This is a genomic window from Aliamphritea ceti (genome assembly GCF_024347215.1).
Classification (GTDB): domain Bacteria; phylum Pseudomonadota; class Gammaproteobacteria; order Pseudomonadales; family Balneatricaceae; genus Amphritea; species Amphritea ceti.
Genome location: NZ_AP025282.1, coordinates 1,047,345 through 1,064,010, shown reverse-complemented (window position 1 = coordinate 1,064,010; position 16,666 = coordinate 1,047,345). Strand labels below are relative to the sequence as shown.

General features: G+C 47.7%; 17 protein-coding genes. 3 read left to right on the top strand and 14 right to left on the bottom strand.

Features of this window, described 5'->3' with window-relative positions; genetic code table 11:
• Positions 1-86: 86 nt before the first annotated feature.
• The 11 genes from rplI to OCU49_RS04780 form a co-directional block, all read right to left on the bottom strand.
• On the bottom strand, positions 87-533 hold the full coding sequence (rplI, locus tag OCU49_RS04830) for a 50S ribosomal protein L9 (protein ID WP_261843851.1): 447 nt from the start codon (positions 531-533) through the stop codon (positions 87-89).
• 103 nt (positions 534-636) lie between these two features.
• Positions 637-864, bottom strand: coding sequence for a 30S ribosomal protein S18 (rpsR, locus tag OCU49_RS04825; protein ID WP_205659073.1), 228 nt, complete (start codon positions 862-864; stop codon positions 637-639).
• Positions 865-900: 36 nt separating this feature from the next.
• Positions 901-1,323 carry a 30S ribosomal protein S6 gene (gene rpsF, locus OCU49_RS04820; RefSeq protein WP_261843850.1) on the bottom strand — a complete coding sequence of 141 codons (423 nt, stop codon included), beginning with the start codon at positions 1,321-1,323 and terminating at the stop codon, positions 901-903.
• Positions 1,324-1,616: 293 nt separating this feature from the next.
• Positions 1,617-2,120 carry a hypothetical protein gene (locus OCU49_RS04815; RefSeq protein ID WP_261843849.1) on the bottom strand — a complete coding sequence of 168 codons (504 nt, stop codon included), beginning with the start codon at positions 2,118-2,120 and terminating at the stop codon, positions 1,617-1,619.
• 104 nt (positions 2,121-2,224) lie between these two features.
• A complete protein-coding gene (locus tag OCU49_RS04810) occupies positions 2,225-2,632 on the bottom strand; it encodes an OsmC family protein (RefSeq protein ID WP_261843848.1) in 408 nt (135 codons plus the stop codon).
• Positions 2,633-2,685: 53 nt separating this feature from the next.
• Positions 2,686-3,501 (bottom strand): indole-3-glycerol phosphate synthase TrpC, encoded by an 816-nt coding sequence (gene trpC / locus OCU49_RS04805; protein ID WP_261843847.1) that lies wholly within the window; start codon positions 3,499-3,501, stop codon positions 2,686-2,688.
• Entirely contained in the window at positions 3,501-4,526 is a 1,026-nt protein-coding gene (gene trpD / locus OCU49_RS04800; RefSeq protein ID WP_261843846.1) for an anthranilate phosphoribosyltransferase, read from the bottom strand. The genes trpC and trpD overlap by 1 nt, the downstream gene beginning before the upstream one ends.
• A 20-nt stretch (positions 4,527-4,546) precedes the next feature.
• Positions 4,547-5,155, bottom strand: a complete 609-nt coding sequence (locus OCU49_RS04795) for an anthranilate synthase component II (protein ID WP_261845194.1) — start codon at positions 5,153-5,155, stop codon at positions 4,547-4,549.
• Positions 5,156-5,390: 235 nt separating this feature from the next.
• A complete protein-coding gene (locus OCU49_RS04790; RefSeq protein WP_261843845.1) occupies positions 5,391-6,701 on the bottom strand; it encodes a DUF945 family protein in 1,311 nt (436 codons plus the stop codon).
• Between the two features lie 239 nt (positions 6,702-6,940).
• Positions 6,941-7,846, bottom strand: a complete 906-nt coding sequence (locus OCU49_RS04785; RefSeq protein ID WP_261843844.1) for a bestrophin family protein — start codon at positions 7,844-7,846, stop codon at positions 6,941-6,943.
• A 181-nt stretch (positions 7,847-8,027) separates the two neighbouring features.
• Positions 8,028-10,214, bottom strand: coding sequence for an EAL domain-containing protein (locus tag OCU49_RS04780; RefSeq protein WP_261843843.1), 2,187 nt, complete (start codon positions 10,212-10,214; stop codon positions 8,028-8,030).
• A gap of 518 nt (positions 10,215-10,732) precedes the next feature.
• Here OCU49_RS04780 and OCU49_RS04775 point away from each other — a divergent pair.
• Both OCU49_RS04775 and OCU49_RS04770 read left to right on the top strand, forming a co-directional pair.
• A complete protein-coding gene (locus OCU49_RS04775; protein WP_261843842.1) occupies positions 10,733-11,272 on the top strand; it encodes a YqiA/YcfP family alpha/beta fold hydrolase in 540 nt (179 codons plus the stop codon).
• A 248-nt stretch (positions 11,273-11,520) separates the two neighbouring features.
• The gene (locus OCU49_RS04770) at positions 11,521-13,029 is read left to right on the top strand and encodes a hypothetical protein (RefSeq protein ID WP_261843841.1); all 1,509 of its coding nucleotides are present in this window, start codon (positions 11,521-11,523) and stop codon (positions 13,027-13,029) included.
• An 86-nt stretch (positions 13,030-13,115) separates the two neighbouring features.
• Here the strand turns inward: OCU49_RS04770 and OCU49_RS04765 are convergent, their stop codons facing one another.
• Both OCU49_RS04765 and OCU49_RS04760 read right to left on the bottom strand, forming a co-directional pair.
• Entirely contained in the window at positions 13,116-13,487 is a 372-nt protein-coding gene (locus OCU49_RS04765) for a nuclear transport factor 2 family protein (protein ID WP_261843840.1), read from the bottom strand.
• A gap of 140 nt (positions 13,488-13,627) precedes the next feature.
• The gene (locus OCU49_RS04760; RefSeq protein ID WP_261843839.1) at positions 13,628-14,179 is read right to left on the bottom strand and encodes a cysteine hydrolase family protein; all 552 of its coding nucleotides are present in this window, start codon (positions 14,177-14,179) and stop codon (positions 13,628-13,630) included.
• Between the two features lie 141 nt (positions 14,180-14,320).
• Between OCU49_RS04760 and OCU49_RS04755 the strand changes: the two genes are divergently transcribed.
• Positions 14,321-15,277 carry a GlxA family transcriptional regulator gene (locus OCU49_RS04755; RefSeq protein WP_261843838.1) on the top strand — a complete coding sequence of 319 codons (957 nt, stop codon included), beginning with the start codon at positions 14,321-14,323 and terminating at the stop codon, positions 15,275-15,277.
• 108 nt (positions 15,278-15,385) lie between these two features.
• On the opposite strand, the gene OCU49_RS04750 is transcribed toward OCU49_RS04755, so the two are convergent.
• The gene (locus tag OCU49_RS04750) at positions 15,386-16,489 is read right to left on the bottom strand and encodes a DUF6765 family protein (protein WP_261843837.1); all 1,104 of its coding nucleotides are present in this window, start codon (positions 16,487-16,489) and stop codon (positions 15,386-15,388) included.
• Positions 16,490-16,666 lie beyond the last annotated feature (177 nt).

Here is a 16,666-nt window from a genome sequence, read left to right as displayed (position 1 = left end):
GGCATAAAAAAACACCGCGCAATATAATACTACGCGGTGTTTTTTATCTCATCCGATATCGAAATATCAGATGACTGCAACAGGTATTATTCGCCTACAACGACGATACCAACAGTAGCAGTTACTTCTGGGTGCAGCTGAATAGCAACGCTGTACTCACCAGTAGCGCGGATAGCACCTTCTGGCAGACGTACTTCGCTCTTCGCTACTTCGATACCAGCAGAAGAAATTGCATCTGCGATGTCGTTAGTACCGATAGAACCGAACAGCTTGCCTTCGTCGCCAGCTTTAGCAACAACAGACAGTTCAACTTCGTTCAGTTCTTCAGCGCGTGCCTGAGCAGCAACCAGCTTATCGCTTGCAGCTTTCTCTAATTCAGCACGACGTGTTTCAAATGTTTCCAGGTTGACAGCAGTTGCAGGAACAGCTTTACCGAAAGGCATCAGGTAGTTACGACCGAAACCAGCCTTAACGTTTACCTTGTCACCCAGGCCGCCCAGTTTGCCAACTTTCTCGAGTAGGATTACTTCCATCTCGCAAACCTCTATATCTTACGAGCTGCTAACAGCTCTGAATTCTAGCTAGACAATCCTTACGGATTGTCGCTCTAAACCAATCAATCAGTAGCAGTTATGCTTACTGATGAGCATCAGTGTAAGGCAACAGTGCAACGTAGCGAGCGCGTTTGATAGCAGTCGCCAGCTGACGCTGGTAGCGAGCCTTAGTACCAGTGATACGGCTAGGAACGATTTTACCGGTTTCAGTGATGTAACCTTTCAGGACGTCCAGATCTTTGTAATCGATCTCAGTAACACCTTCAGCGGTAAAACGGCAGAATTTTCTACGACGGAAAAAACGAGCCATGATATATCTCCTCAATAATAAATGTTATTAGACCGATTACTCGGCAGCAGCTTCTTCTGCAGCAGCTGGTGCTTCTTCAGCAGCAGGTGCAGGCGCATCAGCAGGCTTGTCTTCGCGACGTGGACGACGCTCTTCACGGCCTTCAGCAGCTTTAATAGGAGATACTTCAGATACAGCTTCCTTACGGCGTACAACCATGTTACGGATAACCGCATCGTTGTAACGGAAGATGTTGGTCAGCTCGTCCAGAGTTTCCTGTTCGCATTCAACGTTCATCAGAACGTAGTGTGCCTTATGGATCTTGTTAATTGGGTAAGCCAGGTGGCGACGGCCCCAATCTTCCAGACGGTGGATTTGACCTTCAGATTCTTCGATCAGCTTGGTGTAACGCTCAACCATAGCTGGAACCTGTTCACTCTGGTTAGGGTGAACCAGAAAAACGATTTCGTAATGACGCATTAATTGCTCCTTACGGTTTAAACAGCCCCCAAACCCGTATCGTAAACGGCTGGAAGCAAGGAGTTAAAGTTGATTCCACTCCGACTCACGGTCGAAGGGAGGCGAAATTATACGCCAATCAGGAATAAAAACAATCCATTGTGCAGTTTTCATACACAGGATTTAGAAACAGCAAGAACAACATACTTGAGCAGAATATTCTGCCCGGAAAACAGGTCGTAAAACCTGCCTGTACGACAGAAAAATGAACAGATACATTAGCAACCAGATTCATCAGCACATCAGCGTGCAGATCAAGCACCACTGATCGTCTGGTTCATCTTGGTACAAAACAAACTTTCAGAGTGTTTATCCGACTCATTACGCATCGCCGCCCAGCAACTGTTAGTATCTTCAAAACGGGTAAAACTAAGACCGTTACGCATATCCACCAGATAGATGTACTTATAAAACCCCCGCGAATCCCAGCGGCTTATATCTTGTTCTGACTCAATACAGCGGTAGTAAGGCTTTAGAGTAATACCCGCTTTCTGCTGCCGGATATGGTGCCGGTAAAGCTGCTGATCAGCCACAGAGCCACGGGCATTCTTTTGTAAAAACGCTTCGCAGTCAGCAAGGTCAGTAATTTTTCGTTCATGTAACAACACTGAAAGTGTCACAGGCGTGCCACGAATCGTGATATTACCAAGCAGATAAACTTTAGAACCTTCGGCACGTACAAGTGCCACCTGTGCCAGCAGAATCAGCAGCACTAAGGCTTTAAACAGGGAGGGTGTATGAATCTGTCCGTATCGCATGCAGCCAGTCTCCGACTAACCGATAACAACAAACTGCACGGCAGTTAACTTAGCCGCACAGTTTCTATCTTTTTTTCTATCGCTGAATACTTTTCAACGCTTAATTATTCAACTTCGATAATTTCGTAGCTGTGAGTAATTTCTACGCCACCTTTTTCCAGCATCAAAGATGCCGAGCAGTACTGTTCAGCTGACAGCTTAACTGCACGTTCAACCTTCTTTTCATTCAAACCGCGGCCAGAGACAACAAACTTAACGTGGATTTTAGTGAATACAGCAGGTACTTCATCGGCACGTTCAGCTTCAATTTCAGCAACGCAATCAACAACGTCCTGACGGGTTTTCTTCAAAATCCCGACCACATCATAAGAGGTACAGCCACCCAAACCAATCAGAATCAATTCCATTGGACGCGGGCCAGCTTTCAGTTCGCCATCCAGAGTCAGATCATAGCCAGAACCGGTAGTACCCTTAAAACGGACGTCACCGTCCCATTTAACTTTTGCTTGCATGATTTTTATACTTCTTATGAAAATTAATTTTCAGCGTCGCTGTTTTCCGTAGATCAAGCAAACAGCTCGCTCAGTTTAGTACCCGGATCTTCAGCCCGCATGAAGGCTTCACCCACCAGAAAGCTGTTCACTTGCTTAGCGCGCATGTCCTGAACATCCTGCTGGTTAAGAATACCGCTTTCAGTCACAACGATACGGTCCTGCGGAATCTCTTCCAGCAGCTCGTAAGTGTGCTCCAGCGTTACCTCAAAGGTATGCAGGTTGCGGTTATTAATACCTACCAGAGTGTTATTCAGTGGCAATGAACGATGTAGCTCTTCACGGTTATGTACTTCAATCAGTACATCCATGCCAAGCTCAATCGCAAGATCATTCAGTTCGCGCATCTGCGCATCGTTCAGGGAAGCTGCAATAAGTAAAATGCAGTCTGCACCTATCGCCCGCGCTTCATACACCTGATAAGTATCAACGATGAAATCTTTACGGATAATCGGCAAAGCACAAGCCGCGCGGGCCTGCATCAGATACTCTTCACTGCCCTGGAAGAAATCCGCATCTGTCAGCACCGACAGGCAGCTCGCGCCACCGGCCTCGTATGAAGCAGCAATATCAGCCGGTACGAAGGGATCCCGCATCACACCTTTAGAAGGACTAGCCTTCTTAGCTTCAGCAATCACCGCAGAACGACCTTCGCTAAGCGCCTTTTGCATATTCGCCACGAAGCCTCGCGGATCAAAATCACTGCCCTGCTGTTCAGCAATTGTTGCTTTCAGCTGTTCAACCGAAACCTTCGCCTGACGCTCAGCAACTTCTTCGTGCTTACGTGCGATGATTTTCTTTAAAATAGTCGGGGTATCAGGATGACTCATTACTCGCCCTTAAAACTTTGCGTGAATTCGGCCAGTTGCTGCAGCTTCGCCGCAGCCTTACCTTCAAGAATTGTTTGCTTCGCCAGCGCAACACCCGCAGCCAGGCTATCAGCCTGATCAGCGGCATAAAGTGCAGCACCTGAATTCAGTGCAATCATATCCACTGCCTTCATATTTTCGCCGGCAAAGGCTGCATTAATCAGTGCCAGGCTCTCATCAGAACCATTCACCTGCAGACCGTCTAAAGACTGAACCTCCAGACCTCCATCAGCAGCACTGATTGTATATTCACTGATCTGGTTGTCTTTCAGCTCTGCAACAAAGGTTTGCTCTGCCAGGCTGATTTCATCAAGTCCGTCAGCCGCATGCACAACCAGCGCATGCGAGGCACCCAGTGCCTGAAGCGCCTGAGCCATTGGCAGACATAAAGACTTATCAAATACACCCAACAAATAATGCCGGGCAGACGCCGGGTTAGTCAGCGGGCCAAGAATATTAAATAAAGTACGTAGGCCCATTTCTTTACGTGGGCCGATCGCATATTTCATTGCGCTGTGATGCTGTGGCGCAAACATAAAGCCCACACCAATCTCATCGATACAGCGGGCAACCTGCTCCGGATTAATCTCCAGATTCAGACCAGCTGTTTCCAGCAAGTCCGCCGCACCGGAACTGGAAGATACCGAGCGGTTACCATGTTTAGCAACATTACCACCAGCAGCAGCCACAACAATAGAAGATGCACTGGACACGTTAAACAGATTAGAACCATCACCACCGGTACCAACAATATCCACAGCTTTAGCTGCCTGAATATGTACAGGTGTAGCCAGCTTGCGCATAGCGTCTGCGGCGCCAGTAATCTCACCGACACATTCACCTTTCATGCGCAGACCCATCAGCAACGCGCCGATCTGAGCGTCACTGGCATTACCGGTCATGATCTGATTCATAACCGCCTGCATCTGCTCGGTCGACAGGTCCTGCTGTTCAGCAACCACCGCCAGAGCTTGTTTAATATCCATGTCGGCTTCCTTCGTAAAAATTATTGTTCTGCAGCCGCCGTGGACGGGCCACGGCGCTTAAGAAAGTTTGCCATTAAATCATGACCTTGCTCGGTCAGAATAGACTCAGGGTGAAATTGCACCCCTTCGATATCCAGAGTACGGTGCCGTAACCCCATGACTTCATCAACGCTGCCGTCATCCAGCTGCGTCCAGGCGGTCATTTCCAGACAGTCCGGCAGTGAATCTTTTTCCACTACTAATGAATGATAACGGGTTACTCTGACAGGGTTCGCCAGGCCTTCGAAAACACCGCAATCATTATGATAAACCTTAGACACTTTACCGTGCATCACCTGACGGGCACGCACAACGTTACCACCAAATGCCTGCCCCATACTTTGCATACCCAGACAAATACCAAAGACGGGTAACTTACCTGCAAAATAGTCCATCGCAGCAACAGATACACCGGCTTCATTCGGTGTACAGGGACCAGGGGAGATAACCAATTGCTCAGGCTGCAAGGCTTCAATTTCAGCAATGCTGATCTCGTCATTCCGGTGTACCTGGACATCAGCCCCAAGTTCACCAAAATACTGTGCAACGTTATGCGTAAAGGAATCGTAGTTGTCGATCAGCAGTAACATAGGTTTGGTAAGCCACTTATTCACATAAAACAAAGTTCATATAAAAACAAAGACCGTTTAAGGGCCTCTGATACAGGCTTTGCATCGATATCCTGATATTCATCAGGAGGTATCGGAAAAGCGGCAGACATAATACCGCAACAGAAGAAGGCTGTATAACTGCAGGTGCGACATCTATCCCCCTAAGGGCAACACGCCACACCTGCAACAGAATAAATTGCTTATAACGGCAATTTTATAACGGAAGTGGAACGCCGTTCAGTACAACCTGTCCATCTTTAACCGTCAGTTCACCACGGTAGCCCTGATCATCCTGAACCAGCATGCCTTGCATAACAGCCACATCCAGTACAGAAGGATCAAACTCAGGATCCAGTGTCGCAATGGCATCCAGCAACTCGGTAGGAATAACCAGCTGCGCATCCAGATCAACTTTCTGTAACAACGCCTGCTGCTGCATCATTGCTTCCTGCATCGTAAACGGCTGCATATCCAGATCAGCTGTTGCTGATACTTTGCTGCCTTTAAGGCCGATAGACAGGTCATCAATTTCCAGTCCCAGGCCTTTACCTGTCAGTCCACCCATCATGCCCATCATGACAAACGGATCTTCCAGCTGAGCAGGGTTCTGCCGCTGCAGATCAGCAATCTGCTTAGTCAGTTCGTAGATCGCTGTAAAATCAACATCAAGGACAAAATGCATGTTCGGTGCAAAACTAACAGCTTCTTCAAGTTCAAGCCCTTGCATCAGAATTTCTTTCGCACCGTAACCCACACCAATCAGCGTGCGGTCACCTTCAGTTTTCTGATCAGCAACAACCTTGAAATCAGTGATATTCATGGTCCGCTCAGCATCTTCAAAGCTGAAGCTATCTACAGCTACCAGCAAATCAAAAGCAGTAGTCATGACAGGATCTTCGGCATACAACGTACCAGATTCAGCCAGTGTCACACCTGTTAGGTTTATATTACCGTCGTTGGTATTTATCTTAAGTTCACCAACATTCAGGCTGACATCAAAGTCGTTGCCCATCAGGCTGAAGGCACCATCAGATGCGGCCAGTTTAAAGCTTTCACCGGCTTCACTGTAACCCAGCGCAGCCAGCTGAAAATCACCATCTACCGCAACCTGCTGACTGCTAAGGTCATAGCTATAGCGGGTTTCAGAGGTTAAAAACTCTTCATTAGCATCTGCCTGAATTTCTTTCAGATCAGTACGCAGCTGTGTATCAGCCAGCATAGAAGTACTGGTACTGTTAAGGAAACCGTGCTTGAAATTCACATCCAGCAACAGCTCAGAAGTACCTATATCAGCGACAAGATCTTCCGGCATTTCCAGAATTTTCACACTTACCTGATATTCAGAAGAAAATGCACCGGCGGTACCTTTGTAACCAATTTCCGCCTGTCCGGCATAGGCTTCACTAAGCTGCTCCATTTGCGCAACAAAAGCTTCATCTACTTTACCGGCAGTCCATGCCACACCACCTGCATAACCCGCAGCGCCAACTGCAACTACTAAACCTGCAACAAGTACCTTGTTCATTTAACTTCCCTAATCATCCTTTATATGTACTGGCAGCGACTGTATTGAACTCCGGGGTTTTCATCCGGACTTTTTACAAATAACTGTGACTCTGTTTGCCAGCCATATGATTAAAATTACTATCCTGTAACTGCCCGCGATCATCCACAGGCCGGTACATTGTAAAGTGGTTAATGTGTCAGCACTATCTCCGTCAGGGATTTTTAACCAAAACAGATCCCGTTTAATAAGTCACAGGACTAATCCAATACAAAATCCTTAGCATCAACCGCCGGCTTAACCGGCTCAGCCAGTGCTTCTAAAATGGCATTTTCAGCCGTTCGGGTAATCGCACTGAGCGGCAGTGCATTTTTAACATCCGCAAATGGGTGCTCCAGCTCATTCGTAACCGCCTGCAAACCAAAAAACACATACGCGACCACCGCTGCTATCACAGGTGAAAACCAGCCTGCTTCACTGGTCAGCGCAAAAGGTAATAACAAACAATATAAATAGGTAGTACGGCGAATCAGTAATGAATACACAAAAGGTAAAGGCGTTGAGGCTATACGCTCATTACCGGCCTGAGCATAGGCAAATTTTGTCAGGCGCCGAGATAATGTCAGTCGCCCAAAATCATCCACCATTTCTGATGCATGCAGCCGATTCAGCTCTTCGCCTGCCTGTTGTAAAGCAGCAGCTGCAGGATTAACCGCACCGGTCATGCGTTCGCATTCTTCTTGACTACACCAGCCTTCAGGAGGTGTCGTACAGGTCTGGCTGCGTAACTGCTGACGATGAAAATAGAGAAACATTTGCAGATAGCCCAGCAAACTGCGCCGCGCTGTATTCTGTTGTAAATAGCTATTTACTTCGATACCGGCAGCCCGGCTATCAGCAATGATCTGCCCCCATAACTTGCGGGCTTCCCACCAGCGATCATATGCCGCGTTATTACGAAAACCCAAAAACAGAGACAATGCGATACCAAACACACCCATCGCGGTTATCGACACGTCCGGTAAGGGCTGAACAAAATGATGGAATAACTGAAGACAAATCGCAAAACCACTGAAGAAAATAATTTTGCCGATTACATTGCCAATGATGGATCCCTTATGAATAAACAACAGTTCCCAGGACTTAGGCTGCGGGCGAATAATCATGATCAAATCCTTAAAATGATAAAAAACACCTGACTACATTGTCAGCCAAAGCGCGGTTCGGTACCAGCTGACAAAGCAAAGTTTAAAAATACAGAGACAAAAAAACCGCCAACAGACGGTTTATACAGAAGGCGCATAGTTTTCAGTCACGCTGGCCAACTAAAAAGACATCAGCCTCAGATTATACAGTTGTCTCGGCAACGCTATAGTTTTTGGCATATTCAATAAACTCATTCAGCGGCAATGGTTTAGCGTAATAGAAGCCCTGCACTTCCTGACAACCGCTGGCTTTAAGCAATGCCAGTTGCTCAGCTTCTTCAACACCTTCAGCAAGAATCTTCAGATTAAGCTGTTTACCCAATTCAACAATCATTCGCAGAATAGCCTGATCGTCAGAGCTGTTAAGTAAATCCCGGACAAACTCCCGGTCGATCTTCAGTCGGTCTACCGGCAGGGTTTTTAAATAACTCAGTGACGAATAGCCGGTGCCAAAATCATCCAGTGCCAGTTCAATGCCCAGTTCATGGAGCTTCTGTAATGATGCAATTACCTCATCCACTTCGGCCAGCAAACCACTTTCCGTTACTTCCAGCTCCAGTAAGGCCGGCTGCAAACCGGTTTTTTCCAACACTGCACGGGTCAGTGCGACTAAGTCATCATCAGCAAACTGCACACTGGAAACGTTGACCGCGACACGAATACCTTCCAACCCTTCAGCTTGCCACGCCTGACAGTCACGACAGGCATTTTCCATAATCTGTGCGCCCATAGGCACAATCAGACTGGACTGTTCTGCAACAGGTATAAACATACCCGGCGGCATCAGAGAACCGTCTTTTCGCTGCCAGCGCATCAGTGCTTCAGCACCGATCAAGGCACCGGTTTGCAGATCAAACTGTGGCTGATAAAAAGGCACAAACTCACCCAGCTCCAGACCATTATGCATGTCGTGCACTAACTCTACCCGCTGGGTAACCGCTGCACTGAGTTCCGGTGAATGAATAACCGCACGATTACGACCCAAAGCTTTAGCCTGATGCAAAGCGATGTTTGCCTGCAGTATCAGTTCCTGGCCGTTCTCAGCATCATGGGAAGAACAGGCGGCACCAACACTGGCGGTTAGCTTCAGCGTCCGTCCGGCAACCTGCAGATGTTCCGATACAGCCTGCTGTACCTGCTCAGCCATATATTCCAGACCAGACCATTCGGCGGTGTCTGCCGCGACATCCAGTAAGACACCGAATTCATCTTCGCCCAGCCGTGCCAGCAATGTATCTGCCGGCAATGTTCTTTGCAGCGCTTCAGCAAGCAATCCTAAAACCTTATCGCCCACCTCATAGCCCAGGGTATCGTTGATATCCCGAAAGTGATCAACATCCACCAGCCAAATTCTCACCAAAGCCTGCCGTTCGGCACTTTCACTCATGCGCTTATCCAGCTCTTGCTGAAAACCGGTGCGGTTGGCTAACTGAGTTAAAGGATCTGTATAGGCAAGCATTTCAACCTTGTGGGCCAACTGCTTTCGCTCTCGCTCCTTCTCACTGAAGCCGTTGAATGCATCCGCCAGCGACTCAACTTCCTGATACTGATAATCTTCAGGTGATAAACCACGATCTTCACCCCGGGAAAGGCTACGTAAAGAGCCTGAGATCCGGTTCAGAGGCTCTGACACTTGCCGCGCAACCCGGAAGTTCACCAGCATCACCAACGCAAACGCCAGTAAAGTCACCCCGGATAACGTCCTGCTGATCCAGACGCCCCGTTCCAGCCAGCCATCCACTACCGTGCTGACTTCCAGTAATCCGCGTACATCTCCCAGCTTCCAGTCCCGCTTCAGAGAAGTCGGATGATTGTTATGGCAAGCCACACAAGCCGGTGCATTTAACCTGTCAGCCTGAGCCGCTCGCACCATCATTTTACCGTCTTGCTCCAGCAGCTCGACATAAAACTCATCAGGATTCGCCTGCACGGCTTTCCAGGCGCGCTTCTGATATTCATCCATCTTGCGTTCGATACGGTTTTTGAACGGATATGGGCTGATCAGGTCAGTCATAACCAGTTCCTGCGGTTTATCGTAATCAACCATTTCGATCAGAAAAGTGGCCGGAACCGGCACACCTTCGGCAGATAACTGATGATCAGCCATTACATTGAAGCCACCAGATCCCGTGACTTTAGCAACCACCTGCTCAGAGTAATAGTTACGGATATTCCGAAACGTAGCGGCCTGCTGCTGAGCATTATCAACAGCTGTTTGGGTAACAAACCATTCCAGCAAATACGGTGCTGCCAGAGAAACCGACAACGTACCTACCAGTGCTATCAACAACACCGGCGATGTAATCTTCCAATATAACGAACGTGACATGCATCGAAGCCTTAATACGTTTTACCATGCCTGATGAAATATCATCCATTTCACCGGGCATAAAGAAACCGGCACTGTGCTGCCGGTTCTGCCAAAACCAAAAGCGTGTACTCCTATAAGTAACTCTGGACACCTCCCCCAGATTAAGGGCAACTACTTCCAAAGATTTCTTACACCACGCCGCTTTTGCTTCTCTGTAAATTTGTCTAAATATGTGACTGTTAAATATGCATCGGATAGCCAACACGACCAGGCATCCTGCACTACCTATCTGTTATAAACTGTTCTTTAAAAACAGATTTTTAATAGCTGCTATCCCTCAACCAAAAGATTCCAAAACTGCCGGTTGAAAGTCAAAATTCTCGTAATATTGCAGTGCCCGAGCGCTGATACTTACAGTCATATGCGTTTAACCATAACAAACCGACCAGAGTAAACAACACCTTAGCCCCGGTTTATTCATTAAAATACAGCTGCTTCATTTACAATACAGCTTTTCTCCGGTCAGAAATTTAATCATGAGCAAAGTTATATACCTACACGGTCTTGGCTCCAGCGGCCAGGCCTCAACTGCCGTTTCCCTCAGGAAAGCAGGCCTGAATATTGTTGCGCCGGACTATGCGCCACAGCAGTATCAGGACAGCATCCGTCAGTTACTGCAACTGATCAGCCAGCAACAGCCAGCCTTACTGGTTGGCACATCTATGGGTGGGTATTACGCACTTAAACTGACTGAACTCACCGGCCTCCCCTGCCTGGCGATTAACGCCTGTTATGAACCGGCACTCAGCCTGAGCAAGTACCTGCAACAGCCGGCAGAAGATTACGCTAATGGCGGCTTAATCTACTTCACTCCTCCAATGCTGCACGCCTTTACACCGTTGAGTCCGGCGGTAAAACCAAAAGGGATTATTATCGGCAAACGAGATGAAAGCATTCCAGCGGAATATCAACAGGCATTTTGTCAGCAAATGGGCTGGAACTGGCAACTCAAAGACTGGGGACACCGGGTAGAAGACAGCCAGTGGCTGGCAGAAGAAATCAAACGGCTACTCTAAAGTAACTTACAAAACATCGCTGTCTGGACCACTTAATAGTGGATTTTAAAAAACCTGGAACTGTCAGCACCTATCTCTTCGTCAACGGCATACAGATGAATGATGCTAGGTTTTATCAGTTCAGATATCACAACCCAGATCGGAAGTTTTCTACCCAAAATAGCCATGTAGCACATCTTTTCCGCTTATTTTCTGCTAAAAAATATAGGCCGAATGCCTGTCAGAAATAAGAACAAAGGATGTCACTTATGAGCAACAGAATTCCCCTGACCGATATTGAACTGGTCGATGCAGTAAAGTCCTGCACCAGCTGCGCCTGGTTCTGGCAGGGCATCAAGCCATATGGTCCCTTCCCTTCATTTAACTGGGAAGAAGAATTTCCCGAGGCAATCCGTAATCAGCCTCCTCAAACGAATGATCCCTCGTTCCATGAAAAAACCCATACTGCCCGGGCAATAGGCGCGGAGTACATTCAACCTGCAGTTTTGCGTGGTTGCCGCAAAGCCCCCATTATGACGGTAGGTATAAATCCCAACCTAAGTGCATTCAAACCCTATGACAAAGGTGCCGATTTCACCTACCCATGGTTTGACAGGAATGGCAGCTATGCATATTACTACCGCCATGCCAGCGTTTTTCAGGAACGTACTAATCTTGAATACATGCGCAAAGGTATTATCAAAGGCACTGAAATTATTGCCGAAGCCGATGGCCGAACTAAACGTATGGTCCGCGGTATGGATCATCGCTGGATGGAAATCCCAGTGCAATATGCAGACCGTGACGAAGAAACCATCTACGAACTTGGTTGGGTGCCGGAGGAACGCGCAGTCGTCTTTGCCGGAGATACATTCAAAAAAGGCGACATTGTCGTCGCTAAAACAGACCCTGCAAAAAATACAGAAATGCAGCTCTACGCGCAGGCCGTTGGTTACTATCAGCGAATACTTCCGATCCTCAACCTGTTAGAAAAGCAGATGGATATTCCCGAAGGTTCACTGGAAGTGGGGGAAGATATCAGCATGCACGACATGATCGGCTGCGCTTCTCCCGGTTGGAGCGATACTTATGATATTCCCCAGAATCGCATCGCCAACACCTGTGTAAAAGAAAAACGCTTCATGTTCGATCAGTTAATTCAGAGTCAGCCGGAAATACTAATTATCGTCAGTAGCAGTTCACTGAAAATGTTTTGCGACGGTCTGGACAGTTTTGAGGCCAGCATGGACCTGACCACAAAGCGCCCTGATTCGGACGAACAACGTGATGTTTTCGATATGATGAAAGAAACCTGCCTGCGAAAGCGTTACGTCAGTTATCCGGTGAACGGCAAAATGGTAAAAACCCGCATCATAGTCACACCACACTTTTCCTACGGCAGTAATTTTGACAACCAGTCACGTTTCTCTGTACAGGCCTGGGAAGCCTTTAAGAATGAATACCCCGGTGATTACCTGACGTTGAAGAAAGCAAATAAGATTGAACGGGAAACGTACAACGGCTACGTACCAATTGATCTGAAAGGCGATAATGACAGTATCAGAGACAGTGTGAACCCCGCTGCCTGGCAGGTACTGATGGGCCATCACTACGAACCTCAGCAGTTGGTCGCCGATGCACTGTATGCGGAAGTAGAAGCTGGCAATCTGCACTACGATAATCATACAAAACATCTGAAGCGGGTCAGCGGTAAATGCACTTTCTGCGTCAATGACCAGTGGCAGTTCCCGGAAGGTTGCGAATACGGCAAAGCATAATGAAGCTTTAAAACGTCGCCCCTGTCACCAAAAAAGCCGGAGTTTCACCTCCGGCTTTTCACAATTAACACACAGCCTTAAAAAGCTTAGCCCTGAGCTTCGAAATCATCTTCGCGGAGTTTGGCAGTGCCGTCGTCCTGCAACACCCACAACTCTCTGTGGATAACACCATGAGCGTTATTCATTTTCCAGCCAGAGGTCAGCAGCATGCTGGTTTCATCAACCATTTCCAGCTTAGGCTCAACGTATTCCACATCGCTGAAACCATCAGCAATCAACTTGCTCCAGAATCCCTGAATTTCTTCAGTCCCCGTGAAGGTACCGAATGGCCGGGCATGCATAACTGCATTTGCTTCATACTGCGCAGCACAGCCTGCAGCATTACCGCTGTTGAAAGCATTTTTCCAGGTTTCGCTGGCTTCCTGCACGGCAGATAACAAAACGTGATTCGTTTTCATAACAATCTCCTTAGTTGATATCAGATAGGTATTTAGTAGGTATAAGATGTCCGCAATCCGGAGATTCCGGTGATGTAAAAAGCAGTGAACGCAGAAAGCGCCACCCATTTTCGCGGGCAGCGTTGTTATGTATTTCTAACTTACAGATCGGCAAGTAATTCATCGGTACTGGCAACACGGCCATAACCAAAACTTAAGGCTGACATATAAGCGTTATGTACATCTGCCGCTGGAACAGTTCTATCTTCAAAAGTCAGATCAAGCGTAGCGCAGGCATCATGTGCAACCGCAACCTGATAGCCAAAATCAGCAGCGGCACGGGCACCGGCATCAATGCACATATGGCTCATCGCACCGACAATTATCAGATGTTCAATACCCTGCTCATCCAATAACTGCTTTAGCTCAGTATCGCGGAAGCTGTTTATCTGCTGCTTCAGCACGACGGGTTCACCGGTCAGGGGCGCAACACTCGGATGAATCTGTGCGCCTTCAGAGCCCGGCAAAAAAAACGGTGCTTCATTGGTTGGAAACTCATGTCTTACATGCACCACCGGAAGAGACTTTTCACGGAAGGCTGACAATAATCTAGCCCCCTGATCTGCAGCAGCTTCAGTGCCAACCAGTTGCCATTTGCCGCCCTGAAAATAATCGTTCTGAAAATCGATCAGTAATAATGCTGTTTTGGCCATTTGCCAGTACCTCTGATTAAAGTGTTCTGCGTTAACTCTTTTCGCTAATTCAGGGGCCGCCTTGAATATGTGACTATTATTGCCCGACTCAAGGGACTAAACTAAAGTCAAAACTGGCACAAAACAGGCTAAAACTGACAAATGTCATATTCTTCTCAGTATGTGGATAAACCGCTGATCAAAATCGGCATCATTAACTACCCCGGAGCCATGCTTTCTGCAGTTCAGGGATTAAAAGAGATATTCCTGCTAGCCAACCGAATTTGTGATCAGAATGGATTTCACAGAGAGTTTGAAGTGATCCTGCTAACGCCTGCGGATATTGCCAATGGCTGCTATGAAGACCACCATTTACAAGTGCTCATCATGACCCCCTGCCTGGAAGGTAAATATCATCTGGAACCAGACGCCCACCTCAACCGCTGGATGCAGCAACATCATGCTCAGGGCGCGGTAATATGTTCTGTATGCGCAGGGGCATTTCTGTTGGCTGCCAGCGGTATCCTCGATGGACGTCCGGCAACAACACACTGGGATTTGGAAGATCGCTTCACTGCAGATTACCCGCAGGTAAAACTGGATATTAATAAAATTCTGATTAATGACGGCGATATCATTACCGCCGGCGGCCTGATGGCCTGGATGGATTTAGGGCTGGAACTGGTGGCACAGTTCACCCAGCCAAAGATCATGCGCCAGTTGGGCAAGTATCTGATAATTGATACCGGTGCCCGGGAACAGCGCTATTATCAGAGCTTTAACCCTAAACTGGATCATGGTGACCGGCTGATTCTGAAAACCCAACACCATTTGCAGGCGAATTTTCAGCAGCACATCAGTATCAGTGAACTACCAGACATGGTGCACCTCAGTGAACGCACGTTTTTGCGCCGCTTCGTTAAAGCCGCCGGGCTAAAGCCAATGCAATACCTGCAGCGGCTCAGAATTCAGAAAGCCTGCGACTTACTGGAAGCCGGCTCAGATACGATAGAAGCAATCGCCGATCAGGTCGGCTACGAAGACACCAGCGCCTTCCGTAAGATCTTTATAAAAACCACAGGGTTAACACCAAAGGAATTCCGAGGTCGGTTTAGCTGAACTGCTGCCAAGCTGTCTAGCTAGCTAGACATCTAGCTATTGACCTATCTTTCTATCCAAATAGACAAGCGGCAGGTAAATGGCTACCTGCCGGAATTTACAGTCTGATCACAACACCAGAATGCCATGCCTGGGCAATAGCTGCTTTAACGTATAGTTACGGTGATAAGCAGCCGCCTGATGAAAGCGATAAACATCTGTCTTTATTACTTCAGCTGATTTCGACAGGTGTTCAAAATCTTGCCGCTGCTCACGCCAGTGATAGGGATCGTAGTGCAGCGCTTCATTCGCATCAGGCTGAAATAAATCCCCATTCAGAACAGCACCCTTCCAGGCATCAATCCGGCCATCTTTAGCGGCTTCTAGCGCGAGAATTCCGGCAACTGTGTCACGAATCTCACTGAATTCCCGGCCCGCATCATCACTTCCGGACTGCTTTGCATAATTGCTAAATAAAGCATGTAACTTTTCACAACCTTCCAGAAAAGTGGCTTTATTATTGCGCCATCCGGAATCCGCGTTCTCCAATTTATAATTGAAACGCCAGCGTAGAAAAGGCCTGTCGGGGTATGTACCCACAGCACCGTGGCCCAGCGCTCCGGTTGCAACACTGGCGCCATCACTGGCAAAGCGGCGGTAATTCTGGATTAAAAAGTTGGGTGCGTACTTACTAAAAAAACCAGACATTTTACCCATAATATAGGCTTTAACCTGAGGGTCCTTCACATCCAGTTCGAATGACTGACTGTCGACTTTATTCTTCCCAGAGCTAACCCCGGAAAAACCATAATGGGAAAACGTATCTGCATATACATGGGCGGTAATTCCCAGCAATGTTAATGCATATTCAGTCTGATTCTTTAACGCATGCTGCAGATGGTTAGCGACCATTTCCTGAGCCAGCGGGCCATCTTTTGTGCAAAGAAGCTTCTCTGATATCGTCTCTCCTTCCCCTCCCGGGAAAAAGTGGAACGGCATCCACACTTTACGCTGTTCGGTCTGATCAGCCACCGCATTACCGATTGCTTCAGCATTAGTGTGCGCAGTAGCAACTGTCTCAAACATGCCGCCGTCTTTATGTACTTCGCTGTCATTGTCTGTCGAGTCATCTACATACTGCGCTGCATACGCAATCACTTGCGCCTGCTTAACGGGTAATCCCGCTGCTCTGGCCAGAGCATAAGTACCGTAATAGTGCATATCTTCTTGCATGTCATCCTCCTGATAAGCAATTGATATTTCTTGTTCTGCGTGACCTGTTCACTTACCTGCCTGTATCTTAAAAGCCTCGCTATTCATCTGTGCAGTTAACCTGAACCATTAAGCTGCTCACTTTTGTTCTTCACGTTGAATCTGGGTTGATGCCTCTGATAAACATCCGCCCCATCT